Raw genomic sequence first — 24489 nt, 5'->3', positions numbered from 1 at the left:
ATCCGCTGGCGGCCCGCCGTGCCTGGCGAAACTCAGCGACCGAAGATGATTTCCTTGCCTTCGTGATCGCGGTCCCAGCCACGCAGTTGATCGCGGATATGCGCTATCCGCTGACGACCGAGCGCGTTGCGCTCCTCGTCCAGCACATGGCCATCGAGCAGCTCGGCCAGGCGCTGCGCGGTCGGCAGCATCGCATCCCATGCATCCAGCGCGGACAGCGGACCCGGCAAGGTCATGAAGAAACTCACGCCTGGCGTACGCAGTGCATCGAGTCGGCCCAGATCAAAATTGCCCGGCTTGAGCATATTGGCCACGCTGAAGATCGGACCAAGCTCACGCTTGCCATCAAGCAGCCGGTGGTAGATGCCCATATCACCGAACTCGAGGCCGGCCTTTTCAGCAGCCACAACCATGTTTGGCCCGTTGAAATGCTCACCTTCGCGTGCCACCACGAACAAGGTAACGATGCGTTCGACCGCCAGCTGCGCCGGACGTCGGCCAAGGTCGGAGCGGGGCGGGATTTTCGGCGTCGGTGCTGCTACGGGTGGTGCCGATACCGGTTCCGGCGCAGCCGCTTCAGGCTGCGTCACGGCATGCTTCGCTTCATCGGGAGTGCTGGGTGCGCGCAGCGCATCGACAATCGAGGCCGCGTGCCCCACCAGCCGCGATGCCGGCTTGACGCTTGGGCGCTCGCCCGACAACGTGGCGCCCAGACGCTCCAGTTCCTCGCGCATGCCGACATCCAGCTCGCCCTGCTTCGGCTTGATCGGGGTATTGAAGGCGTCGTCATAGGACGAGTCGCGCGCACTGAACGAGAGCTCGTTACCGTCGGCGTCATCGCCAAGCGTGGGTTCGCGTCGTTCGCCGGCGTGCGGCGTCGGCATCACGCGTCGCTTGCCCTGCTCCTTCTTCGGCTGACCGAACAGCCAGATCAGGGCCAGTACGATGATGCCGACGATCAGCAGCGGAATGCCGACAGCGGGGTTCCAGGCAAAGGCGAGCACGGGTTGCATGGTCATCAGGATGTCCTCAGGCAGCGCCTGCGAGTTTAGCTGCTTCCGCGAGATCCACCTGCACCAGTCGCGACACGCCCGGCTCCCGCATAGTCACGCCGCAAAGCTGGGTGGCGGCTTCCATGGTGGCCTTGTTGTGGCTGATGAAGATGAATTGCACTTTTTCGCTCATCTCGCGCACCAGGCTGGAGAAGCGACCCACGTTGGCTTCGTCCAGCGGCGCGTCGACCTCGTCCAACAGGCAGAACGGTGCCGGGTTGAGGCCGAAGATGGCAAACACCAGCGCAACCGCTGTCAGTGCTTTCTCGCCACCTGACAGCAGGGTGATATTGGAGACGCGCTTGCCCGGTGGCCGCGCCATGATCGCCACGCCAGTATTAAGCAGGTCGTCGCCGGTCAGCTCCAGATAGGCGTGCCCGCCGCCGAACAGCCGCGGGAACAGCTCCTGCACGCCGGCATTGACCTTGTCGAAGGTTTCCTTGAAGCGCTGGCGGGTCTCGCGATCGATCTTCTTGATCGCACCTTCCAGCGTCTCCATCGCGCTGACCAGGTCGGCGAGCTGGTTATCAAGATAGGTCTTGCGCTCGCTCTGTTCGGCGTGTTCCTGGATGGCGGCGAGGTTGACTGGTTCCAGCCGCACGATCTTCTGGCCCAGTTCGCTGAGCTGCTGGCGCCACTGATTCGCGTCGATGTCGTCGGCCAGTTCGGCCAGCAGCGTTTCCAGTTCAAGGCCGGATTCACGGATCGCTTCGGCCAGTTGCTCAGCGCGCATCTGCAACGCCTGCGCAGCAAGGCGCTTCTGCGACAGACCTTCGCGCAATGCGCTCAGCCCGTGCTCGGCGCGTTGACGCTCCTGTTGGAGACGGCGGAACTCGCTATCGCAATCTTCAAGCGCACGGCGGGCTTCCACCAGTTGCTTGTCGACCAGCAGGCGCTGATCGAGGTAGGTCTGACGCTCGGCTTCGAGCTCCGCGATCGGGTCGGAACCAGCCGCCAGCTGTTCGATGATGTCGGCACGACGCGAGGCAATCTGCGCCAGCTGCGTGTCCATGCGGCCCAACGATTGCTCCAGCGAGGCCAGCGCCGAACGGCGCGATTCCAGGCCCAGGGCAAGCGCGTGCGACTGGTCAGCCGCCTCGCGCGCATTCATACGAGCTTCCTCACGCGCTTCGAGCAGCGTGCGCCGCTCGTTCTCCAGCTCACGCCGCTGGTCTTCCAGATCGCCCATCAGGCCGACAGATTCATCCAGTCGTGCGCGCGCCTCGCGGGTCTGGCCCTGCAATTCGTCGATCTGGTTGGCCAGGTCGTTCAGTTCGTCGTTGACCTTGGCGGCGCGAGCCCGGGCAGTTTCCAGCTTGCCGCGATGGCTCTGCAGCTGACCGGCCAGCTCCGACTGCTTGCGATGCGCGTTGTACAGCTCACGCTGGGCGTCGTCACGGGCGCGCTCGACCTCGAATTTGCCGGTGCGCAATGTTTCCAGCCGTTCGCCGTCTTCCTCAAGCTGCGCTTCGAGTGTGGCGATCTGTTCGGTCAGCAGGCGCAATTCGCGCTCGCGTGCCAGCACGCCGACCTGATTACCTTGTGCGCGACGCACGCGCACCCATTGCGGCGCCAACCAGTCGCCATCGCGGGTGATGATGGATTGATATGGGCTCAGCGTAGCAACGCGCCGGCTGGCCTCTTCCAGCGTTTCGGCCGTCTGCACGCTGGCCAACAACTGCAATGCAGCAGCTGGACCACGCACCCGAGCGGCCAACGTATCGATCGTGCCCTGCCCGCCATCGACAGAAGCAAGAAGCGCGATATCGGCCTCACCGAGGCTGCCAAATTCCGAGACCAGACCGAGCGGGCTGTCGACCAGTACACCATCAAGCAAGCCAGCGAGCACGGTTTCGACGGCGGACTCCCAACCCGCATCGACCTGCAGCGCTTCGCCCAATCGACGCGACTTGTTCAATCCCAAGCGAGCCAGCCATCCACTGGCGGCACTTTCTTCCTGCCCCAGCGCCGCATGCTGTAGCGCTTCGAGCGAGGCGTGGCGACCGCGGGCCGATTGCAGCTGCTGCCGTGCTTCATTGAGGCTCGACTGCACCTGGCGCTCTTCGTCGAGCACCTTTTCGTGGCTGAGCTTGTGCTGATCGAGCAGACTGCCTAGCGTTTCGACGCGTTCGCGCTGGGTGTCATGATCGGCATGCAACTGCTCGCCGGCCACATCGAGAGCGGCAACATCGGTCGCCTTCTGCTCGGCTTCCAGCGCTTCGCGGCGCTTGGAAAGATCGATGCCCTGCCGGTCCAGATAATTGAGCTTGGTCCGCTCGACTTCGGCCGCCCGGCTGGACTCACCGGCATGGCGCGTGTGGCTGTCCCAGCGCTGCTGCCAGTCGGCCAGCTTGGTTTCTGTATCACGCTGGGCTTCGGCGGTATCGTCCTGCAGCTGCTGTAGCGCTTCGAGTTTCGGTTCGCCTTCGGCCAGTGCGGTGCGCAGGGTTTCGACCTGTGCACGATCGGTGCTGATATGTGTGGCCAGCTCGTCATGCTCGCGCTCGGCATCGACATGCGCGCGCTGCAGACGATCGGCTGTTTCACGACTGTAGCGAACCTGCTGCTCGACGCGGGCGATCTCGGCGCCGACCTTGTAGACCTCGGCCTGGACGCTGTTCAGATGTTCGCTGGCGCCAGTGTGGCGCTCGCGCACGGTTTCCAGCTGCGCTTCGATCTGGCGCTGGCCGGCGAGCTGCTTTTCGATTTCGGTTTCGGCGGCCGATAGATCAGCACCTTCGCCATCGTGCTGACTTTTCAGGCCACGGTATTCCAGCGCACGTAGCTCGGCTTCCTTACGCGTCTGCTCTTCCTTCAGCGCCTTCCAGCGCTCGGCCGCGCGGGCCTGGCGGTTGAGGTGATCGAGTTGCTTGTCGACCTCGTCGCGCACGTCACGCACACGATCGAGATTTTCGCGGGTGGCCTTGATGCGGCTCTCGGTTTCCTTGCGGCGCTCCTTGTACTTGGAGATGCCGGCGGCCTCTTCCAGATGCGTGCGTAGTTCTTCCGGATGCGCTTCGATGATCTGGCTGATCATGCCCTGCTCGATGATCGAGTAGCTGCGCGGACCAAGGCCCGTGCCAAGGAACAGATCGGTGATATCGCGGCGGCGGCAGCGTGTGCCGTTCAAGTAGTAAGCGGACTGCCCATCGCGGGTGACCTGACGTTTTACCGAGATCTCTGCGTACTGGCCGTACTCGCCCTGGACCGAGCCATCGCTGTTGTCGAAGATCAGTTCGACCGTCGCCTGACCGACCGGCTTGCGCGTGTTGGAGCCGGAGAAGATCACGTCGGTCAGCGAATCGCCACGCAGACGGCTGGCTGCACTCTCGCCCATCACCCAGCGGATCGCGTCGATGATATTGGATTTGCCGCAGCCGTTCGGACCAACCACACCGATCATGTTGCTCGGCAGGTGCAGGGTGGTCGGGTCCACGAAGGACTTGAAACCGGCGAGTTTGATCGTGCTCAGGCGCATACGGGACTTCGGTCAACAGATCGTGACAGTATAAGGCACGGCAGATTTCCCACATTCCAGGACCGGAAAGTGCCTGAGCGGGTTGCCGGAACCCGGCGACCCCGCCTCAGCCCCTGCCTGGTGACGGATTGTTCCGCTCAAGCCGTTCCACGTGGCCATCGTCGCGAATGCGATAGCGGACTGGGGCATCTACGTCGAAGCGGCTGTCCGGAACGAACAGCGGCACCAGCATCCGGGTATCGCGGACAAGGCCGAACACCGACAGGTAACCAGGTACTGCGCTGTTTTCGAAGACGGGAGCCGGCTGGTGGAGGCGCGATAGGTCGTGCCGCAAATGCGCCATGTACGCATGGGTCGCCCGGTAATACGACAGCATCGAACCTGACGAGCGCTGCCCCGCGTGCCACAGGTTCACCACATTCAAGGATGCGTAGCACAGCAGCACAAGACTGGCGAGCAGTCGCAGCTGGGACTTTTCCTGCGGTGAGGGGCAATTGGCCAGCACGCGCATCGTCCACAGGCCGCCAAAGATCACCAGCAGGTGCAGCTCTTCGTAGTAGTAACGGTACTGGTGCAAGATCATGTCGCCCAAAATCGTGCCGCGATCGGACAGCGCCAGCGGCAGGAAATCCGTGCCAGCAACGACCAGCATGGCCAGTATCAGCTTCCAGCCGTCGCGTACCCTCCACACCGTCCAGCCAGCCAGCAACAGGTAAAGCGCAGCGATCAGGACTAGCCGCACTGAAAGGCCGTGCCTGGGAACGTCCCAGTCACCTTCAACGCCGAGCCCGGTCACCGACGAGGCCAGCATCTTCAGGAACCCGCATTCGCTGCTGAAGGCTCGCTGCGCCAGTTCGACCTGAACGCCTGCGGGGGTCAGGCTATTTAGATGTGCGCGCAGGGCGGTATCGGGCAGCGCCCCGATCAGCTGGTGGAATTCCTCTTGCAGATGGGACTGATGGGTGGCCAGATAGACGAGGACATAACCGGCAGACAGCGCCAACAGAATCAACGGTGGCCAGACCTTGCGCAACAGTGGCCTGAAAAAGTCGCGTGGGTGTAGCAGCAGACCGAAAGCCAGCATGTGCAGTGGGATGAGCACAGCCTTCTCGTAGAAGCACAACGCGCCGAGATAGGCCAACCCGAGCCACACCAGCTGGCGCCGGCCACCCTGGCGCAACCAGACCAGGTAGTAGTGGATCGCGCATAGATCCAGGAACACGTATGGGGCGCGATGCTGCGCGTGTGCCCACCAAATCAGCCCGAACACCACCAGATTGGAACAGCAGTAGATCGCCAGCCACAGTGGCTGGCCACTGCCAATCCGCATGAAACCGAGAATGCGGTACAGATAGGTCGCCGAACCCAACTGAAAAAGCATCAGCAGGCCGACGGCGAACACGAAGCTCATCGGCGCGATCGAATAGGACAGCCAGGTCAGCAGCCGGTGTCCCGGCACAAAATGCACGTTGGTCGACATCAGCAGGAACTGCCAGAAACTCGACGTCCGCATCTGCAGGAAATTCTTGAGGTCCTCGTTGTCGAAGTCGCTGCGGGCAACGACGTACCAGGCATAGAAGGCGATGAAGCAGCACATCGCCAGCCACGCGAGCCAGCGAACCTGCCTGGAGGATGGCTGCCACCATGCCGGCGCAAGTGCGGCCGGCGGATTCATGTGCGCAATACCCGGGCAGCTAACTCCTGCATGGGACCAGCTGTGAGCGACACGGCATGCGATCACTCCGATGGCGCACGGGCGTCGATTGACAACGCGTGGATGCCGTTGTCCATCAACCCACCGAGCGCTGCATAGACCGTGCGATGGCGCTTCAGCGGTAGCATGCCAGCGAACGCGGCACTGACGATGCGTACGTGGTAGTGGCCCTTGCCCGCGTTCGCATGGCCGGCGTGCTTGTGGCCTTCGTCGAACACCTCCAGCACGACGGGAAGCAACGCCTCCGCAAGCCGCCGGCGGATCTCTTCGACCACGGCCGCGCTCACGGCAGCGTCTTGCGGAATGGCTTGACCGTCACGCGAGCATAGACGCCAGCAGCCACGTAGGGATCGGCTCCTGCCCAAGCTTCTGCTTCGTCCTGCGATGGGAACTCGGCGACGATCAGACTGCCGGTGAAGCCTGCCGGGCCGGGGTTCTCCGACTCGATCGCCGGAAACGGGCCTGCCAGTAGCATGCGGCCTTGGTCCTGCAGAGCGTTGAGGCGGTCGAGATGCGCCGGGCGTACGGCCAAGCGCTGCTCCAGCGAGCCGGGATGATCTTCCGCGATGATCGCGTACCACATGATGGACAGACTCGCGTAGCAGGTAGAATCTGCAGATTCTAGATGAAATCGCCCCGGCGTAAGCCCATCGGCCGACCTTGCATGAAGGAATTGCTTGAACATGACCGATGATCGGCACGATCGGCTGAGCGAGTGCGAATCGCTGCGCGGCATCGCCATCACCCTGGTTTTCTTCTACCACTTCCTCGGCTCACTGCGCGGTTATGCGCCTAACCCGCACGCTCATTTCGCCACGGCCCTGCTGTTCGGCGGCAGCACGGGGGTGGATCTGTTTTTCGTCCTGAGCGGCTTTCTGTTGTCGCTGCCTTTTTTTCGCGGAAGCCCGCTTGCGCTCGGGCAGTTTTTCGGGAATCGCGCACTGCGCATCCTGCCTATGTACTACCTCTTGGTGTTGGCCGGCGCGGCCTGGAGTGGAGACTGGCAGACAGCACTGCATGCGGCCGTGTTCCGGGGCATCGGCCTCGCTGCGATGGGCTCGTTCGGCATCGTCTGGTGGAGCCTGGTCGTCGAAGTCCAGTTCTACCTGGCATTGCCAATCCTGGTCTGGCTGGCCCGCCAGCGGTGGGGGCGCATGGTGCTCGTGGCCGCGCTGGCGTGCCTTTGCTTCTGCTATCTGAAAATCGCCTCACCGGCGGCAACTGGGTTCTGGAGCGCCCAGCGCAACTCTCTGCTGGGCCGCTGGCCTCAATTTGCTGTGGGCATCGCGGCGGCTTGGCTGCACCACCGCCACGGCGCCGCGTTGCGCGGCATGGACGGGAAGAAGCGCCTCTGGCTGGGCACACTCGCCGCACTTGGTTCGCTGGTGCTGCTCGATGCAATCACGCTTCGCGGCCTGCGCCTGTTCGGCGTATGGCAGTTCGTGCACTGGTACAAGCATTACCTGTACCTGTCGATCCTATGGGCGGTATTCCTGATCGCAGTAATTGACCTGCAACCGGCTTTCCGCAAGTTGGTAGTCAATCCGCTGCTGCATCGGATCGGTCTGTGGTCGTATTCGATCTATCTATGGCACGCCGTGTTTATCGTTATGCTCGTGCTGCGACTGAACATTCAGCCGTCCGATGCACAGCTGGCCGAGTATCTGCCCAACTTCATGCTGTTCATCTACATGGCCGGCGCCACGTTGCTGGTTTCGGCGACGACCTATCAACTGGTCGAGAAGCCGTTCCTGCGGCTGAAGCGCAGCAGGTTCCTGCTGATTGGCCAGGTACGCGAGGACGCTATGTAACGCAGCGCATGGCCGCCGTGCGGGAGCATGTCTCCGAACCGGCGCGCATCGCGGTGCCGTAGAGACGCACGGCGATGGCTCTGGGAATGGCGTTCAGGCCTCTGGGCGCATGTACGGGAACAGCAACACATCGCGGATGGATGCGGATCCGGTCAGTAGCATCACCAATCGATCGATGCCGATGCCCAGGCCGCCGGTGGGCGGCAGGCCAACTTCGAGCGCGCGAATGTAGTCGGCGTCGAAGTGCATGGCTTCATCGTCGCCGGAATCCTTGGCGTCGACCTGCGCTTGGAAGCGTGCGGCCTGATCCTCCGGATCGTTCAACTCCGAAAAACCGTTCGCCAGCTCCTTGCCGTTGACGAACAACTCGAAGCGGTCGGTGATGCCCTTGTCGGTGTCGCTCTCGCGCGCCAGCGGCGACACCTCGACCGGGTGATCGGTGATGAAGGTCGGCTGGATCAGCGTGTGCTCGACGGTCTTCTCGAAAATCTCCAGCAGCAGCTTGCCCCAGCCGTAACCGGGCTTCACCTGCACGTGCAGCCGCTTCGCGTGCGCTGCCATCGCTTCGCGATCGCGCAGCTCTTCACGCTTGATCTCGGGATTGTTCTCCAGCACCGCGTCTTCCATGCGCCAGCGGCGGAACGCCGGGCCGACGTCGATCTCGGCGCCGTCCCAGGTCAGGTGAGTGGTACCGAGCACGCTCTGCGCGGTATCGCGGATCACCGACTCGGTGATATCCATGATCTCGTGGTACGTGGCGTACGCCTGGTACAGCTCCAGCATGGTGAACTCGGGATTGTGCCGGGTCGACACGCCCTCGTTGCGGAAGTTGCGATTGATCTCGTAGACGCGGTCGAAGCCACCGACCACCAGCCGCTTTAGATAAAGCTCCGGCGCCACGCGCAGATACAGATCCATATCCAATGCGTTGTGATGCGTGATGAACGGCTTCGCCGTGGCGCCGCCGGGAATCACGTGCATCATCGGCGTCTCGACTTCCATGAAGCGACGCGGCGCAGCCTCCAGCCAATGGCGCATGAAACCGATGATCTTTGAGCGCGTCACGAAGGTGCGTCGCGCTTCTTCGGTGACGATCAGATCGACGTAACGCTGGCGATAGCGCTGTTCCACGTCGGCCAAGCCATGAAACTTGTCCGGCAACGGACGCAGGCTCTTGGTCAGTAGGCGGATGCTGTCGGCACGCACGGACAGCTCGCCGGTCTTGGTGCGCATCAGCACGCCTTCGGCGCCGATGATGTCACCGACGTCCCAACCCTTGAACGCTTCGTAGGTCTCGCCCACCGTGCCCTGGTGGATGAACAGCTGGATGCGGCCAGTATAATCCTGCAGCTGCACGAAGCTGACCTTGCCCTGCACGCGCTTGAGCACGATGCGGCCAGCTACCTTCACCCGCCGCGCCGCCGCCTCGATCACTTCGGCCGTCTGAACGTCCTTGTCGGCAAACTCGGTCTGCAGATCGCCAGCAAAGCTGTCGATCTTGAAATCGTTCGGGAACGCAATGCCCTGCCCGCGCAGCGCTGTCAGTTTCTCGCGACGCTCGGCGATCAGCTTGTTTTCGTCGATGGGTGGGGTGTCAGTCGGTTCACTCATGGGGATTCCCTTGCTGCCGGCGCGCACGCCGAGCGGCGGACGTTTCTCTAGTTTATGGTTGGGTTGCAAACAAATGGGGAGCTTTTCATCAGAACGACATCGCCCGTCAATCGCCCTTGTGAAACACGTGCTTGACCGCATGCCTGGTCGCATTCCAGCCGTCGCGCGCTCCATGACCGATACCGATTCCGGCCTCTTTCGCACCATGCCCGACCGATGTGGCCACGTGCCTGGTGGCGTGTCCGATATCGCGAGCGCCATTGCCAATGCCTTTCCCGGCGGCCTTCGCATCATGCTTGATATCCTGGCCTGTGGTGCCCTGCTGTGCGTTTGCCGCATGGTTGAATGTCGCAAACGCCGCGCTGGCGATAAGGATTCCCCAGATCTTCTTGTTGTTCATGCTCGGGCTCCTTGGTGATGATCGGGCCGATTCAACAGATCAGTACTTACGCATCGCTGCGTTTCGAACCCGCTTCAAGGCCGGATTTCAGGCTGGCCTCGATAAATTCGTCCAGATCGCCGTCCAGTACCTTCTGCGTATCGGTGCGTTCGATGCCGGTGCGCAGATCCTTGATGCGACTCTGATCGAGCACATAGTTGCGAATCTGGCTGCCCCAGCCGATGTCGGACTTGGTGGCTTCCAGTGCATCGCGTTCGACGTTGCGCTTCTGCACTTCCAGCTCGTACAGCTTGGCAGCCAACATCTTCATCGCCGTGGCGCGGTTGGCATGCTGACTGCGGCCGGTCTGGCAGGCAACTACCGTATTGGTCGGGATATGCGTGATACGCACGGCCGACTCGGTCTTGTTGACGTGCTGGCCGCCGGCGCCGGATGAGCGATAGACGTCGGTACGCAAATCGGCCGGGTTAATGTCGATATCGATGTCGTCATCGACTTCGGGCGACACGAACACCGAGGTGAAGCTGGTGTGGCGGCGATTGTCCGAATCGAACGGCGACTTGCGCACCAGACGGTGGACGCCGATCTCTGTTTTCAGCCAGCCGTAGGCGTAATCGCCCTCCACGCGAAACGTGGCGGACTTGATGCCGGCGACGTCGCCGCCGGAAACTTCCATCAATTCGGTCTGCCAGCCGCGCGATTCGCACCAGCGCAGGTACATGCGCAGCAGCATCTCGGCCCAGTCCTGCGCCTCGGTGCCACCAGCGCCGGCCTGGATGTCGACGAACGCGTTGGTCGAGTCCATCTTGCCGGAGAACATGCGCTGGAATTCCAGCTTGCTGATCTGTCCGTCGAGCCGGGTGACGTCGGTTACCACAGACTGCGCGGTTTCCTCGTCGTTGTCGGCTATCGCCATCTGCAGCAGTTCGTTGCCGTCAGTGAGGCCGGCCGTCAAGGTGTCGATGCCGCTGACGATGGTATCGAGCCGGGCACGCTCGCGGCCCAGCTCCTGTGCGCGTGCCGGATCGTCCCACACAGTGGGGCTTTCCAGCTCGCGGGTTACTTCTTCGAGACGCTCACGCTTGGTGGCGTAGTCAAAGATACCCCCGAAGCGACTCGACGCGGCCGCTGAGGTCCGCAATCTGCGCAAGTATGGGATTGGTCTCGATCATGGCTAACGGGTCGTTGGTAAACAGCCTGCAATCTTAGCAGAGCGAGGCCTGACGCCACAGGTCGTGACCAGCCGCCCCGCCCTACGCAACGGCACTTCAGGCCAACGCATCGCTATGAACCCCGCGCACTGCTCGACCGGATGGATCCGCTGCGTTGGCAAAGGCCGGGTCCCATGCCAGCGCGGCCGGTGACGAACAGGCGATCGACTTGCCGCCGGGCACCGTGGCCGCGCAGGCTTCACCAGGAAAGTGCTGCTCGAAGATGCGGCGATAGTAATAGGCCTCCTTGGTCGCTGGCGTGTTGAACGGATAACGCGCTGCGGCAGCGGCAAATTCGCGATCACTGACAGCCTGCTCGGCCTGAGCCTTTAGCCCGTCGATCCAGCCGTAGCCGACGCCATCGCTGAACTGCTCTTTCTGGCGCCACAGGATTTTTTCCGGCAGCGCGCCTTCAAACGCTTCGCGCAGCACTGATTTCTCGATCTTGCGTTTGCTGTCGCCGGTCTTGTTAACCATCTTGTGTTTCGCGTCCATGCCCATCGCCACATCGATGAATTCCAGGTCGAGAAACGGTACCCGCGCCTCGACGCCCCAGGCCATCATCGCTTTGTTGGCACGCAGGCAATCGTAGCTATGCAGTGCGTCGATCTTGCGCACGGTTTCCTCATGGAACGCTTCGGCCGACGGTGCCTTGTGGAAATACAGATAGCCGCCGAACAACTCGTCCGAGCCCTCGCCAGACAGCACCATCTTCACGCCCATCGCCTTGATGCGACGCGCCAGCAGATACATCGGCGTGGCGGCACGGATGGTGGTGACGTCATACGTTTCGATATGGCGAATCACCTCGGGCAGCGCGTCCAACCCTTCCCAGAAGGTGTAGACGAAACCGTGATGCACGGTGCCCAACGCATCGGCGGCGATCTGCGCTGCGGCCAGATCGGGCGAGCCGTCCAGGCCGATCGCGAACGAATGCAGCCGCGGCCACCAGGCCTCAGTGCGATCCTCGTCCTCAATGCGCTCGCGGGCAAAACGGGCGGCGCACGCAGCGACTAGCGACGAATCAAGGCCACCGGACAGCAGCACGCCATAAGGCACATCGGTCATCAGCTGACGATGTACAGCCTGCTCAAAAGCGAGCTTCAGATCGGCCGGTTCCACCGATGCTCCCTGCGTATGCGCATAGTCGCGCCATGGTTTGACGTAGTACTGGCGCAGCTCACCACTGACACTGTCGTAGATATGGCCGGGCGGAAACACTGTGACATCGGCGCACAGCCCGACCAGCGATTTCATCTCAGAGGCCACGCACAGGCGGCCATGCGTATCGTGCCCCCAATACAGCGGACACACACCGATCGGGTCGCGGGCAATCAGGTAGCGCTGCGCTTCACCGTCCCACAGCGCGAACGCGAAGATGCCGTTGAGCTTGTTGACGAAATCCTCGTCGCCATCGCGGTACATTGCGTTGATGACTTCGCAATCGGAACCGGTGGTGAAATCGTAATCGCTACCGGCACGCAGTTCGCGATGGTTGTAGATCTCGCCGTTCACCGCGAGCGCCAGCGCGCCGTCGCGCGAGCGCAGCGGCTGCGCACCACTGGCCGGATCAACAATGGCGAGGCGCTCGTGTACCAGGATCGCGCCCACGTCGACAAACACGCCGCTCCAGTCCGGCCCGCGATGGCGCTGCCGTTGCGAGAGTTCCAAAGCCTGGCGACGCAACTGTGCCAGATCATCACCCGGCTGCAGATCGAACATTCCAAAAATCGAGCACATCGCACTTCCCCTTTGCTTGTCTGAATAGTCTTTACTAATTACAAACCGGGATGCCCGGCGATTTATTCCTGCGTTTCGGCATAAGGCCATCCATGGTGCTGGCCGGAAATTGCTCCTGCATTTCCGGCATTCACGCCTTCCATGGCGCTCAAATTGCTCTTGCATTTCCGGCATACCGGCCATCCATGGCCATAAACGAAGAAGGCCCGCACTGGGCGGGCCTTCTTCGCGTGTCTTTCGTTGAATCCGAACTACGCGAAGGCCCGCCAACGGTTGGCGTTATTATTCGCGCGATTATTGTTGTTACCCGCGAGTACAACCGTCTGTGCGGCGAGCACATCGGCGGTCAAGAAGCTGGCGGTCATTGAAGTCATGGCCTGACTAAAACAGATACAGCGCTTCGGCGCAAGCCCATCGATACATTGATTGCGTTGCTGCCTTGCTTACTCACCCCGTGGCAGCTCACTGATCCAGCTTCTGGCCTCGGCGAGTTGAGCATTGCCGAACAGCCGGAATTCTGCCGGAACGGCAAAGCCCATCGCCGTCGCCGTCATGCGCAGCCACGGCACGTCAGTGACCAGCGCCACGCGATCCCAACCGCTGAGATGACGCATGCCGAGCTTGGCGTCGTCCCACATGGCGCCGGGATCGAAACCAGTGAAGTCCTCGCCAATGTGATAGATCAGCCGCAATTTGCGATTCAACGCGAACGCCGCCTCGACATCAGGAACAATCACGCGTTCATAGTCGGCGGCCGTGACCTGGCCAATGGCGCGAAAGCCCAGCGTGCCGGCGGGCAGTCCTTGCATCTGTTCGATCATCACGTGCTCCTCGGATAAGTGCCTGCAACGAATCTATCAGCAGCCGGGATCAATCGGCGTGAACGGCGCAGCCTGATCCAATCACTTCGATCATATCGCTTCGATATGTCGCAACAGCAGTCGCGGCGCTTCGCGCCCCTGCCAGTCATTGATGGTGAGTTCGTAGACGGCGCGCAACCGCGTCGGCGGTGGTGTGCCGTGATACGCGTTGAACATCACCGCGTCATGCATGGCGCCATCTCGGGGATCGCGCAACTGCAGGCGCAGATGACGCTCGCCCATCAGCTTCCAGCTTTGGCATTCGAAGGCGTTGTCGAATAGCGGCTCGGGAAATGCTTGTCCCCAGGGACCGGCCTGCCGCAGCTGCCGGGCCAGGTTCAGTGATGCCGCGCCGACAGGCAGTTCGCCATCGGTATGCAGCACGGCCTGCAGCTGATCGGCATCGATCAGCTCGCGCGCAATCGCGTCGAACGCCTCAGCAAAACGCGGGTAGTCGCTCGTTTTGAGACTCAGGCCCGCCGCCATCGCATGGCCACCGAAGCGTTCGATCAAGCCTGGGTGACGTGCATCGATGGCCGCCAGCGCATCGCGGATATGAAAACCGGAAATCGAGCGCGCTGAGCCACGCAACTCGTCGGTATTGTCTTCGCTGGCCGGCGCAAAAGCGATGACAGGACGATGCAATCGGTCCTTCAGTTTGGAAGCCACCAGCCCCACCACACCAGCATGCCAGGACGGTTCGAACAACGTTACGCCGACCGCATCGGTATGCGCAGCGCCAGCCGCCATCAGTTCGGCCTCAGCCACCATCGATGCCTGCAGGTCGCGGCGTTCCATGTTGATCGCGCTCAGCTGTTCGGCATAGCGATACGCCTGCCCTACATCGTCGGTAAGCAGGCACTCGATGCCGAGGCGCATATCTTCCAGCCGACCGGCTGCATTCAAGCGTGGGCCAACGACATAACCCAGATCACTGGCGCAAAGCGTGGCGATGCTGCGCTTGCCCGACTCGATCAGCGCTGTAATGCCGGCGCAGCCGCGACCGCTGCGAATACGCTTGAGCCCCGCCTCGATCAGCACGCGGTTATTGAAATCCAGCGGCACCAGATCAGCCACCGTGCCCAGCGCGACCAGATCGAGCAGCACCGAAAGATCGGGGCGTTGACCGTTTTGGTGATCAGCGCCAACGCTGGGATACATCCGCGCACGCAGAGCGAGCAACAAGTAAAACATCACACCCACGCCAGCCAATGCTTTGCTGGGAAAGGTTTTATTCAAGCGCGCGTCGTGCGCGCAAACATCACAAGGCGGGCTTCCATGCCCGCATTTTTCAACGTAAACCAGATTCGGATTGACCATCGCATCGGCGGCGGGCAACTGCTCGCCGGGTAAATGGTGATCGGTGACGATGACCTTGATACCGCGTGCTCTGGCCGCCGCCACGCCAGCCACGCTGGCCACGCCGTTGTCGACGGTGACGATCAGCTGCGGTGTCGGCTGCATCGATTCGACCAGCGCCGCACTGAGCCCGTAGCCGTGGATGAAACGATGCGGCACCGCATAACTCACCCGCTTCGCGCCCAGCAGTCGCAGCCCGCGCACGGCGACCGCCGTGCCGGTGGCACCGTCGCAATCGTAGTCACCGGCAATCACGATGGTCCAGTCGTCGCGGATCGCCTCGATCAGAATCTCGATCGCCTGCGCCATGCCACCCAATGTTTGTGGCGACAGCATGCGCGCCAGTCGGTGTTCCACTTGATCCGGTGTCAACACGCCACGCGCCGCATAAACCTGTTGCAGCACGGCGTGCACGGAATCAGGCCAACCGCTGGGCTTTCCCAGGGCGGTGCGACGGCGCAGCTGCGGCACGGTCAACGCCCTACCCTCCGCCACACGCGCCAGCGATGCCATGGCTCGCTCTGCCAGCGTTCGGCGCTGGCGAAATGTAGTCGAACCGATTGTCGACGAAGCAGCAAATCAAGAACCGGCAGCCACTCCGACTCGATTTTGCTGATCGGCAAATCCTGCAAATCAATCAGCCATCCATTCGATACGACAGCGACGTTTTGTGGTGTTCGCGGAAGAACCTTGAGCCCAGCCTGTACAGCCAGTGCTGCGAGCAGCAAGTCGTCACTGATCACGCCATTCAACTCGCTAGCCAGCGGCGATGGCAAAGAACCACTACCCCACAGCCAAACGCTGTTGACTGGTGCGAGCCCGCGTGCGCGACGATTGGTATTCAACGGATGCTGATGCAGCAGCACCTGGATGTCGTTGAGCAGCATGCGCCAGCGACGACCTTCAACACCCTGCGGCAAGTGCTGCGAAAGATCTTCGCCCAGCGCCTGCTCCGGCGCGGCAAAATTTGGCAGCGGCGTGTTCCATGGCAGACGCACATGCCAGCGATCGGGCGTGGTGATTTTCAGTTCAAGGCCAGCGTCATCAAATGCGGGTCGCAGCACTTCAGCAAACGCCAGCGCTTCGTCCATCGTCAGCTGTAGCTGCCCACAGGCAAGCAGCCTTACGCCATTCATCTCGGGCTGTACCCAGGCCGGATCGGCGGACAGCCAAGTATATGCACCAGTATCGTGTGCAATGTAATCACGGGTTGTAGCAGCAGCGGCCAACGCGCTATCGGCGCCGACAAAGTAATCGCCCAGGCCGGCCAGATAGCCGGCGCGTCCATCGGTGAGTCGATCGGCGCGAACCAGCAAATCACGCAGCGCAGAGCCAGAGCTAACCGGCGGCAGCGCCGGTAACCACACATGTACCGTTGGCTCCGGCTTCGCTGTCATGCCCGCACCTCAAGCTTCCAACTGCTCGTGGATTTCCAGCCACTCGGTTTCCAGCGCTTCCTTTTCCTTGCGCAATTCGGTCTGTCGCTGGCCCAGACGCATCATTTCGCCGGTCGGGCCGTTATACGTGGCCGGATCGGCCAACGTAGTTTCCAGCGTTGCCAGTTCAGCGTCGATAGCGGCGGTGCGCGATTCGATCTTTTTCACACGCTGCCGCGAAACTTTTTCGTTCTCACGCTGAGCCGCATGATTGCGCTTACGCTCTTCCGGCGATTCGATCTTGATCACCGGCGCTTCCGGCTTGGCTGCCGCGCCAGCCTTGGCCGCCTTCTTGTTGGCTGAGCCGCGCGAGCGCAGCCACTTCGCATAATCGTCCAGGTCGCCGTCGAAGCCTTCCACCACACCGTCAGCTACGCGCCAGAAGCTGTCACAGACCAGACCAAGCAAATGGCGATCGTGCGACACCAACACCAGTGCGCCGTCGAAGTCGGACAACGCGTCGGCCAGTGCCTCGCGCATGTCTAGATCGAGATGGTTGGTCGGTTCGTCGAGCAGCAGCAGGTTGGGCTTGTCCCACGCGATCAGGGCCAGCGCCAAACGCGCACGCTCGCCGCCGGAGAAACCGTCCACCGACTCGAACGCGCGATCGCCTGCAAAATTCCAGGTGCCGAGGAAATCGCGCATCACCTGGGTCGCCACGCCCGGCGCCTTGTCCATCAGATGTTCCAGCGGACTGGCGCCTTCGCGCAGGCTCTCGACGGTGTGCTGGGCGAAGTAGCCGATCTTCAGGTCCTTGTGCGCCTTACGCTCGCCGCTGAACGGATCGAGTTCACCGACCAACGTCTTCACCAGGGTCGATTTACCCGCACCGTTCGGGCCGAGCAGACCGATGCGGTCACCCGCTTCCAGGCTGAAGCGCACGTTGTCCAGGATGATGTTGTCCGGACCGCCCTTCTCGTCGGGATAGCCGGTGACGATCTCCTCCAACTGCAGCATCGAATCCGGCAAACGATCGGGTTTGGCGAACTGAAAATGGAAAGAGCGATCCGCACGTACTGCCTCGGTACCCGCCAGTTTCTCCAACCGTTTCATGCGCGACTGCGCCTGCTTGGCCTTGCTGGCCTTCGCCTTGAAGCGATCGACGAAGGATTGCAGGTGCGCGCGCTCGGCCTGCTCGCGCTCGTGGGTGATCTGCTGCTGCCGTAACTGCTCTGCACGCAGACGCTCGAAGGCGCTGTAGTTGCCGGTGTACATCTTCGCCTTGCCATCGTGCAGATGCATGGTGTGGGTAATCACACCATCGAGGAATTCACGATCGTGCGAAATGATCAGCAAGGTGCCCTGATAGCGGCGCAGCCACTCTTCCAGCCACAGCACTGCATCCAGATCGAGATGGTTGGTGGGCTCGTCGAGCAGCAGCAGCTCCGACGGCGCCATCAGTGCCCGCGCCAGATTGAGCCGCACGCGCCAGCCACCCGAGAACTCCTGTACCGCGCGCTCATGGGTTTCCGGCGGAAAGCCCAGGCCGTGCAACAGCTTGCCGGCACGAGCACGGCCGTCATAACCGTGCAGTTCCTCTATACGCTGATGCGCACGCGCCATCGCCTCGGTATCGCCGCTTTCGGCGGCGTCACTCTCTTCCTGCAGCACGGCAGCAAGCTCTTCATCGCCGCCCAATACATAGTCGATGGCGGCGTCGGGCAGCGCTGGGGTTTCCTGCGCCACCGAGGCCAGCCGCAGCTTGGCCGGGATATCCAACTGGCCGGCATCGCCGTCCAGCTTGCCCTGCAAAGCCGCGAACAGGCTGGATTTGCCGCAGCCATTACGGCCGATCACGCCCAGGCGCCAGCCGGTCTGGATCACCAGATCGATATCGGAAAGCAGCAAACGGCTGCCGCGGCGCAAGGCAAAGTGTCGAAAAGCAATCATGGTGTCGCTGGTGTCCGAATCGGGCAGGCTGTGACCCGCAGCCGCCCATGATAGCGGGGATCAAGGTATTCTCGCCCAATCGGAGTGCTGCGCCGAGGTGAGAGGGAATGCCGATCCGGTCGCAATCGCACCACATCGACATGGCGTAACTTACAAATATGTTTGCCACAAGTGGCGTCGTCGATACTGTGCTTGCCAGCATCTAGCGTGGCATCACGGGTTTTGCTACAACATGTTTCATAGAGTCTTGGTTTCATAGAGTCTTGCGTGCATAAAATCTTGCTTGTGCGTACACAGCCTTAGTTAGGGATAGGGGGAGCCATGGTCAAGTTCATCCGCCGTTTGCCGGTCATCATCGTGCTGGCAGCTATCGGCAGTTTCGCTGCCTCGTCAGGTGTCAGCGCTGCTCCACAGACGCAGACGCACGGCGACAACCTGCTGGTGCATCGCGTGCAGCAGGAAAACGGCATGAACCTGCCTAGCCGCGGCATGAGCATGGCGCAGGTTGAAAAGGCCTACGGCGCGCCGCAGAGCAAGCTGTCGCCACGCGGCGGTGATAGCAGCAAGCATCCGGTGATCAACCGTTGGGACTACGCCAACTTCATCGTGTATTTCGAGCGCAGCCACGTCATCCACTCGGTGCTGAACACGCCGGCGGGCAATAACACCAACCCCGCTGCCGTCAACTGAACAGCGTCAATTGATTGGGACCTCCAGGGACGCGGCCTGTGGCGACACAGGCCGCGTTTTTATGTGGCTGTAAAATCCCCGTCGTACAATGGAAGGCTATTGCTCTCCATCTACGCTTGAGAATTCTTCGCATGACCGACCACACCTTGCGCCTGCCGGCGGAATGGGAGCCGCAGTCCGCGGTGCTGATCGCCTGGCCACACGCTGGCACTGATTGGGCCGAACGCCTGGACAGCGTTGAAACGACCTATACCGCGCTGGCGGCAGCCGTCACCCGCTTCCAGCCGCTGATCATCGTGGTGCCCGATGCGGACCTGCACGCGCATGTCGAAACACTGCTGCGCGAGCATGGCGTTGACCGGACGCGCGTGCGCTTTGTCGAACTGCCTTACGACGACACCTGGCTGCGTGATTCCGGCCCGATCACCCTGAGTGCGGGCGACGACAGCTATCAGCTCACCGATTTCCGCTTTACCGGCTGGGGTGGCAAGTTCAGTTCGACGCAGGACGACGCCCTCGTCGCCGGGCTGGTCGAGGCCGGCGTGTTTGGCAAAGCAACGCATCGACGTATCGACTGGGCGCTGGAAGGCGGTGCGATCGAGAGCGATGGCGAAGGTACCGTGCTCACTACCTGGCGCTGCCTGGTGCAGCGCCACCCCGAGCAGTCGCGCGAGGAAATGAGCGCGATATTGAGCGACGGCCTGCACGCCGAGCGTGTGCTATGGCTAGATTACGGCTACCTCGAAGGCGATGACACCGACGCGCACATCGACACCTTGGCCCGCTTCGCGCCAGGCGCGCGCATCGTGTTCCAGGCCTGCAACGATGCCATCGATCCTCATCACGACGAACTTCAACGCATGGCCGACGAACTGACCGCCTTGCGCACCAGCGATGGCCGTCCGTATCAGCTCTATCCGCTGCCGTGGGCGCAACCGATTCTTGATGAAGGCCGCCGGCTCGCTGCGTCTTACGCCAATTACCTGATCGTCAACGGTGCCGTGCTGGTACCGGCCTACGGCGACCCGGCCGATGATGAAGCCGCCCGCATCATCGGCTCAGCCCATCCCGGTCGCGAGATCGTGCAGGTGCCCTGCCGCCCGCTGATTTGGCAGAACGGCAGCCTGCACTGCATCACCATGCAGTTGCCTTCCGGCCTGGCCTGAGAGCCTGTTCACGCTCTCCACGTAGTCCGCGGGGAGAACATGAACAGGCTCTGGGATTTTCCGCATCGGCTAAACTTGACGGCTAGCCACTCAAAAAGCTGTTGCCCGAGGATTGAGCCCATGACCCGCAAGACCCTGAAGGTCGCCCTGCTGCAGGAAACCCATCGCGGCAACCGCGATGCGAATCTCGATGCGATTGAAGCAGGTTTGCGCGAGGCGGCGACAGCAGGCGTCGAACTGGTGTTGCTGCAGGAGCTGCACAACGGGCCGTATTTCTGCCAGCGCGAATCGGTGGATGAATTCGACCAGGCCGAAACCATTCCCGGTCCCGGCACCGAGCGGATCGGTCAGCTGGCGGCGGAACTGAAGCTGGTCGTCGTAGCTTCGCTGTTCGAGAAGCGCGCCACCGGCCTGTATCACAACACGGCCGTGGTGTTCGATCGCTCGGCAGTGATCGCAGGCAAGTACCGCAAGATGCATATCCCGGACGATCCAGCCTTCTACGAAAAATTCTATTTCACGCCCGGTGATCTCGGCTTCGAACCGATCAATACCTCGGTCGGTCGGCTCGGTGTGCTGGTGTGCTGGGACCAGTGGTACCCCGAAGCCGCGCGCCTGATGGCGCTGGCCGGTGCCGATCTGCTGCTCTACCCCACGGCGATAGGCTGGGACCCCAACGATGACCAAGCGGAGAAGGATCGCCAGCGCGATGCTTGGATCACCGTGCAGCGTGGCCATGCCGTCGCCAACGGCCTGCCTCTGTTGGCGTGCAATCGCACCGGTCACGAATCCGATCCCTCGGGCGTGGGTGCAGGCATCACCTTCTGGGGCAGCAGCTTTGTCGCCGGCCCGCAAGGCGAGTTCCTGGCACAGGCCGAAACCGAAGGTCGCGCGCTGCTGGTCGCCGATATCGACCTGGCCCGCAGCGAACACGTGCGGCGCATCTGGCCGTTCCTGCGCGACCGCCGTATCGATGCGTATGACGATCTGCTCAAGCGCTTCCGTGACTGAAGCGACGCATCGGCGTCGCTTGTTCCCTGCCGCCGTCATCCCCATGACTGCCCTAATCCCACGACTGGCACGCTGATCGCATGAGTTTTCCCGAAACCAGCTCTCCCGAAACCGGCAGCGCTCTATTGCCAGCGCTGCAAGGCCAGCCGATCGAACGCGTGCAGCGCGATGGCGTGGAATACGTGGTGCTGGGCACCGCGCACGTATCAAAAGTCAGTGTGGACGCCGTCGATGCGCTGCTGGCAAACGAGCACTTCGACGCCGTCGCCATCGAACTATGCGACAGCCGCGCGCAAAGCATGCGCGATCCGGAAGCGTTCAAGCAGATGGACCTGTTCAAGGTGATCCGCCAGGGCAAGGCCGGCATGGTCGCCGCCAGCCTGGTGCTGTCCACCTTCCAGAAGCGTCTGGCCGACCAGTCCGGCATCCAGCCAGGCGCCGAAATGAAGGCCGCGATGGACGGCGCCGATAAACGTGCACTGCCGCTGTGGCTGGTCGATCGCGAAGTCGGCACCACGCTGAAACGCGCGTGGCACAGCGTTGGTTTCTGGCAACGCTTCGGCTTGCTCGGCGGCCTGCTCGCCAGCGTGTTCGAGCGCGAGGCGATCGAACAGGAAGAAATCGAAAAGCTGAAACAGGGCGACCTGCTGGAAAGTGCCTTCAGTGAATTCGCCAGCGAATCCAAGCCGCTTTATCAAAGCCTGATCGGCGAACGCGACGCCTTCATGGCCGCACGCCTGCGCGAAGAAGCTGCGCGCACTGCCACCGCCGAACCACGTCGCGTATTGGTCGTCATCGGCGCAGGCCATCTCAAAGGTTTGACCGGATTGCTGCGCGAGCAGCAGGACGACCCCGCGACCATCGTCGCCAATCTCGCCAGCACGCCGCCGAAGGCTCGCTGGCCGAAATGGGTGGCCTTGATTCTGGTGTTGGCCGTGTTCGCCGCCATCGGCTATGCGTTCCATCGCAACACAGCCCTGGGCGCGCAGGCCCTACGCGATTGGGTGCTCTACACCGCAGGTTTCTCCGCGCTCGGTGCCCTGATCGCCGGTGGTCACCCGCTGAGCATCCTCGCCGCGTTCATCGCCGGGCCGATCAAACCGTTTCGGCCTGGCATCCCATCCGGCGGTATCAGCGCCATGGCCGAAGCCTGGGTACGCCGCCCGCGCGTGGTCGACTTCGACACCTTGCGCGACGATATCGGCCACTGGAGCGGCTGGTGGAAAAACCGTGTTGCCCGCACCCTGCTGAATTTCTTTCTGGTCAGCATGGGTACCATCATCGGCGAATACACCGCCGGCATCCATATCTTCAAGAGCCTGCTCTGAGGGTTTGTATTGATCGAGTAACGCGCGGCTGATCGCTTCACGCGTGTTACGATTCGCACCGCCTGCAGCCTCTGGCGCGGCGGCGCAGCTACATCAGCCCGGATGGCGAAACTGGTAGACGCAAGGGACTTAAAATCCCTCGACCTCACGGTCTTGCGGGTTCGATCCCCGCTCTGGGCACCATGTTGTAGTGTCAGCAAGTTTCACTGGGTGTCAAAACACTTTAAAACCCGCCATTTAGGCGGGTTTTTCTTTGCGAGTTTGTCTCAACTCGTGTCAGGTGATGTCAGGGAAGCGCACGATATTTGGCGGTACTTTTGACGGTATCTGTGTAAGATATTGACGTATTAACTTACGGATACCGTCATGCTGACCGATGTTGCCATACGCAAGGCCAAGCCGGCCGCCAAACCATTGAAACTGTCCGATGGCCGCGGCATGTATTTGCTGTTGAAGCCAGATGGGGGGCGCTATTGGCGCATGGACTATCGGCACGCCGGTAAACGCAAGACGCTAGCGCTTGGCGTATATCCCGAGGTCTCGCTCTTCGATGCGCGTTTACGTCGAGAAGATGCCCGCCAAGTGCTGGCAAATGGTCTAGATCCCGGGACTGTGCGCAAAGATGCCAAACAGGCGAGGTGTGAAGTTGCGCGTGCGAGTGATGAGACATTCGAAGCTATTAGCCGCGATTGGATGAAGCCGTACGCCAAACCATTAAGCGAAAGGGACTGGTTCCGTCTACACGCGCCTGGGACTTTCTGGCCATTGCTCTCTCTGTACTGGTCGCCGACGGCGCAGCCCTACGCAGCGAAAGTCCGGACGGATGGACGCGCGAGCTCGATTTGACAATCGCCGTGCTGGACCCCGTGTTCTGGCAAGGACAGGCTGAGAACATCATCGAGGCTTTGGCATATCTCACTACTGATCGCTGGTCCCTACATTTCATAGCTGGCGGCGAGACTGTTCCCACCCCGAGGAAGCCGAGAACTCCAGGGGAAGATGCCATCATCCTTCTTTCCGGAGGTCTCGACAGCCTCATCGGCGCTATAGATATTGCTGCAAACGGGCGGAAGGTGCTGGCGGTTAGCAAAGTCGTACGGGGAGATGGGGTCAAGCAAGTTCACTTCGCTCAGCAACTTAAACTCGATCATCTTCCACTCAATGACAACGCCAGAACGCCGAGGAAGGCCGAAGACTCACAAAGGGCTCGGTCTCTAATTTTCATCGCCTTCGGTACCCTACGGAACATACGACCAACGTCTCGCATTAGTCGTTCCAATGCCTTGTGTGCAACTGCTGGATGTATCCAGACCGGTGGATGAATTTGCAGAGACCAACCAAGGATCGAAAGTGCATGTTCAGCCCACGATGCACCAAAAGTAGCTGCCGCATTTTTGTATGTTTTTACGCGTGATATGGCGTCACGACAGTTGTGTGCCGGCGACATAGATTTGCCAGCTCAAGTAATGTGAGACGCCTGTAGGCTCGGCTATGAGGCCTTATTTACGGACGAAATACGAACATGCTCATCGCAAATGAGCGATGACTGTTGGAACTAGCAGCGAGCACTCGCCCGATGCGCGTCTTTCAATCGCACGAAAAGAGGTCGCCCCAAATGCGACCTCTTTTCGTGCGACCGACGTCTCCCCGGTATTGAGTAGCACGAGGCTTTAGAGTCCGATCCCATAACGCAAGGAGATCGGACGTGAAGAAGCGTTTTTCAGAAGAACAG

General features: G+C 61.5%; 20 protein-coding genes and 1 tRNA gene. 8 read left to right on the top strand and 13 right to left on the bottom strand.

The annotated features are described in order from the left end of the window. Positions 1 to 32 precede the first annotated feature (32 nt). From zipA to HDE79_RS18400, 5 genes are all read right to left on the bottom strand, one after another. A complete protein-coding gene (zipA, locus tag HDE79_RS18420) occupies positions 33 to 1019 on the bottom strand; it encodes a cell division protein ZipA (protein ID WP_184604185.1) in 987 nt (328 codons plus the stop codon). Between the two features lie 10 nt (positions 1020 to 1029). Beyond that, positions 1030 to 4530, bottom strand: coding sequence for a chromosome segregation protein SMC (gene smc, locus HDE79_RS18415; RefSeq protein WP_184604183.1), 3501 nt, complete (start codon positions 4528 to 4530; stop codon positions 1030 to 1032). A gap of 106 nt (positions 4531 to 4636) precedes the next feature. After that, positions 4637 to 6205: a hypothetical protein gene (locus tag HDE79_RS18410; RefSeq protein ID WP_184604181.1), complete on the bottom strand. Its 1569-nt coding sequence runs from the start codon at positions 6203 to 6205 to the stop codon at positions 4637 to 4639. A 62-nt stretch (positions 6206 to 6267) separates the two neighbouring features. Beyond that, the gene (locus tag HDE79_RS22105; RefSeq protein WP_184604179.1) at positions 6268 to 6531 is read right to left on the bottom strand and encodes a BolA family protein; all 264 of its coding nucleotides are present in this window, start codon (positions 6529 to 6531) and stop codon (positions 6268 to 6270) included. Then, a complete protein-coding gene (locus HDE79_RS18400; RefSeq protein WP_184604177.1) occupies positions 6528 to 6827 on the bottom strand; it encodes a YciI family protein in 300 nt (99 codons plus the stop codon). The genes HDE79_RS22105 and HDE79_RS18400 overlap by 4 nt, the downstream gene beginning before the upstream one ends. A gap of 100 nt (positions 6828 to 6927) precedes the next feature. Between HDE79_RS18400 and HDE79_RS18395 the strand changes: the two genes are divergently transcribed. After that, complete coding sequence (locus HDE79_RS18395; protein WP_184604176.1) at positions 6928 to 8055, top strand: acyltransferase; 1128 nt, start codon at positions 6928 to 6930, stop codon at positions 8053 to 8055. Between the two features lie 93 nt (positions 8056 to 8148). Here the strand turns inward: HDE79_RS18395 and lysS are convergent, their stop codons facing one another. From lysS to asnB, 4 genes are all read right to left on the bottom strand, one after another. Further along, positions 8149 to 9666 carry a lysine--tRNA ligase gene (lysS, locus tag HDE79_RS18390; RefSeq protein WP_184604174.1) on the bottom strand — a complete coding sequence of 506 codons (1518 nt, stop codon included), beginning with the start codon at positions 9664 to 9666 and terminating at the stop codon, positions 8149 to 8151. A 106-nt stretch (positions 9667 to 9772) separates the two neighbouring features. Then, a complete protein-coding gene (locus HDE79_RS18385) occupies positions 9773 to 10066 on the bottom strand; it encodes a hypothetical protein (RefSeq protein WP_184604173.1) in 294 nt (97 codons plus the stop codon). A 46-nt stretch (positions 10067 to 10112) separates the two neighbouring features. Next, positions 10113 to 11238 (bottom strand): peptide chain release factor 2 gene (gene prfB, locus HDE79_RS18380; protein WP_184604171.1). Its coding sequence is split into 2 segments (ribosomal slippage): positions 10113 to 11162 and positions 11164 to 11238, totalling 1125 coding nucleotides; the frame shifts between segments, so codons are not numbered across the junction. 96 nt (positions 11239 to 11334) lie between these two features. Further along, on the bottom strand, positions 11335 to 13017 hold the full coding sequence (gene asnB, locus HDE79_RS18375) for an asparagine synthase B (protein ID WP_184604169.1): 1683 nt from the start codon (positions 13015 to 13017) through the stop codon (positions 11335 to 11337). A 50-nt stretch (positions 13018 to 13067) separates the two neighbouring features. On the opposite strand from asnB, the gene HDE79_RS18370 reads away from it, so the two are divergent. Then, positions 13068 to 13385, top strand: a complete 318-nt coding sequence (locus HDE79_RS18370; protein ID WP_184604167.1) for a hypothetical protein — start codon at positions 13068 to 13070, stop codon at positions 13383 to 13385. A 75-nt stretch (positions 13386 to 13460) separates the two neighbouring features. Here the strand turns inward: HDE79_RS18370 and HDE79_RS18365 are convergent, their stop codons facing one another. From HDE79_RS18365 to HDE79_RS18350, 4 genes are all read right to left on the bottom strand, one after another. After that, complete coding sequence (locus HDE79_RS18365) at positions 13461 to 13838, bottom strand: STAS/SEC14 domain-containing protein (protein WP_184604165.1); 378 nt, start codon at positions 13836 to 13838, stop codon at positions 13461 to 13463. A 90-nt stretch (positions 13839 to 13928) separates the two neighbouring features. Beyond that, positions 13929 to 15749, bottom strand: a complete 1821-nt coding sequence (gene recJ, locus HDE79_RS18360; RefSeq protein WP_184604163.1) for a single-stranded-DNA-specific exonuclease RecJ — start codon at positions 15747 to 15749, stop codon at positions 13929 to 13931. Beyond that, complete coding sequence (locus HDE79_RS18355) at positions 15710 to 16633, bottom strand: phosphoglycerate mutase (RefSeq protein WP_184604162.1); 924 nt, start codon at positions 16631 to 16633, stop codon at positions 15710 to 15712. Before HDE79_RS18355 ends, recJ begins: the two co-directional genes overlap by 40 nt. Positions 16634 to 16642: 9 nt before the next feature. Beyond that, on the bottom strand, positions 16643 to 18562 hold the full coding sequence (locus tag HDE79_RS18350; protein WP_184604161.1) for an ATP-binding cassette domain-containing protein: 1920 nt from the start codon (positions 18560 to 18562) through the stop codon (positions 16643 to 16645). Positions 18563 to 18883: 321 nt separating this feature from the next. Here HDE79_RS18350 and HDE79_RS18345 point away from each other — a divergent pair, with 321 nt between their 5' ends. The 6 genes from HDE79_RS18345 to HDE79_RS18320 all read left to right on the top strand — a co-directional run bounded on the left by HDE79_RS18345 (position 18884) and on the right by HDE79_RS18320 (position 23603). Beyond that, positions 18884 to 19252 carry a hypothetical protein gene (locus HDE79_RS18345; RefSeq protein ID WP_184604160.1) on the top strand — a complete coding sequence of 123 codons (369 nt, stop codon included), beginning with the start codon at positions 18884 to 18886 and terminating at the stop codon, positions 19250 to 19252. A gap of 131 nt (positions 19253 to 19383) precedes the next feature. Continuing rightward, positions 19384 to 20418 carry an agmatine deiminase family protein gene (locus tag HDE79_RS18340; RefSeq protein ID WP_184604159.1) on the top strand — a complete coding sequence of 345 codons (1035 nt, stop codon included), beginning with the start codon at positions 19384 to 19386 and terminating at the stop codon, positions 20416 to 20418. A gap of 120 nt (positions 20419 to 20538) precedes the next feature. After that, a complete protein-coding gene (locus HDE79_RS18335) occupies positions 20539 to 21429 on the top strand; it encodes a carbon-nitrogen hydrolase (protein ID WP_184604157.1) in 891 nt (296 codons plus the stop codon). A gap of 80 nt (positions 21430 to 21509) precedes the next feature. Continuing rightward, the gene (locus HDE79_RS18330; RefSeq protein ID WP_184604155.1) at positions 21510 to 22757 is read left to right on the top strand and encodes a TraB/GumN family protein; all 1248 of its coding nucleotides are present in this window, start codon (positions 21510 to 21512) and stop codon (positions 22755 to 22757) included. A gap of 96 nt (positions 22758 to 22853) precedes the next feature. After that, a tRNA-Leu gene (locus HDE79_RS18325) sits at positions 22854 to 22940 on the top strand. A gap of 183 nt (positions 22941 to 23123) precedes the next feature. Then, complete coding sequence (locus tag HDE79_RS18320) at positions 23124 to 23603, top strand: Arm DNA-binding domain-containing protein (RefSeq protein WP_184604154.1); 480 nt, start codon at positions 23124 to 23126, stop codon at positions 23601 to 23603. Positions 23604 to 24489: the final 886 nt, after the last annotated feature.

The organism is Rhodanobacter sp. MP1X3 (assembly GCF_014207165.1).
Taxonomy (GTDB): Bacteria; Pseudomonadota; Gammaproteobacteria; order Xanthomonadales; family Rhodanobacteraceae; genus Rhodanobacter.
This window is presented reverse-complemented; position numbering and strand designations above follow the sequence as displayed.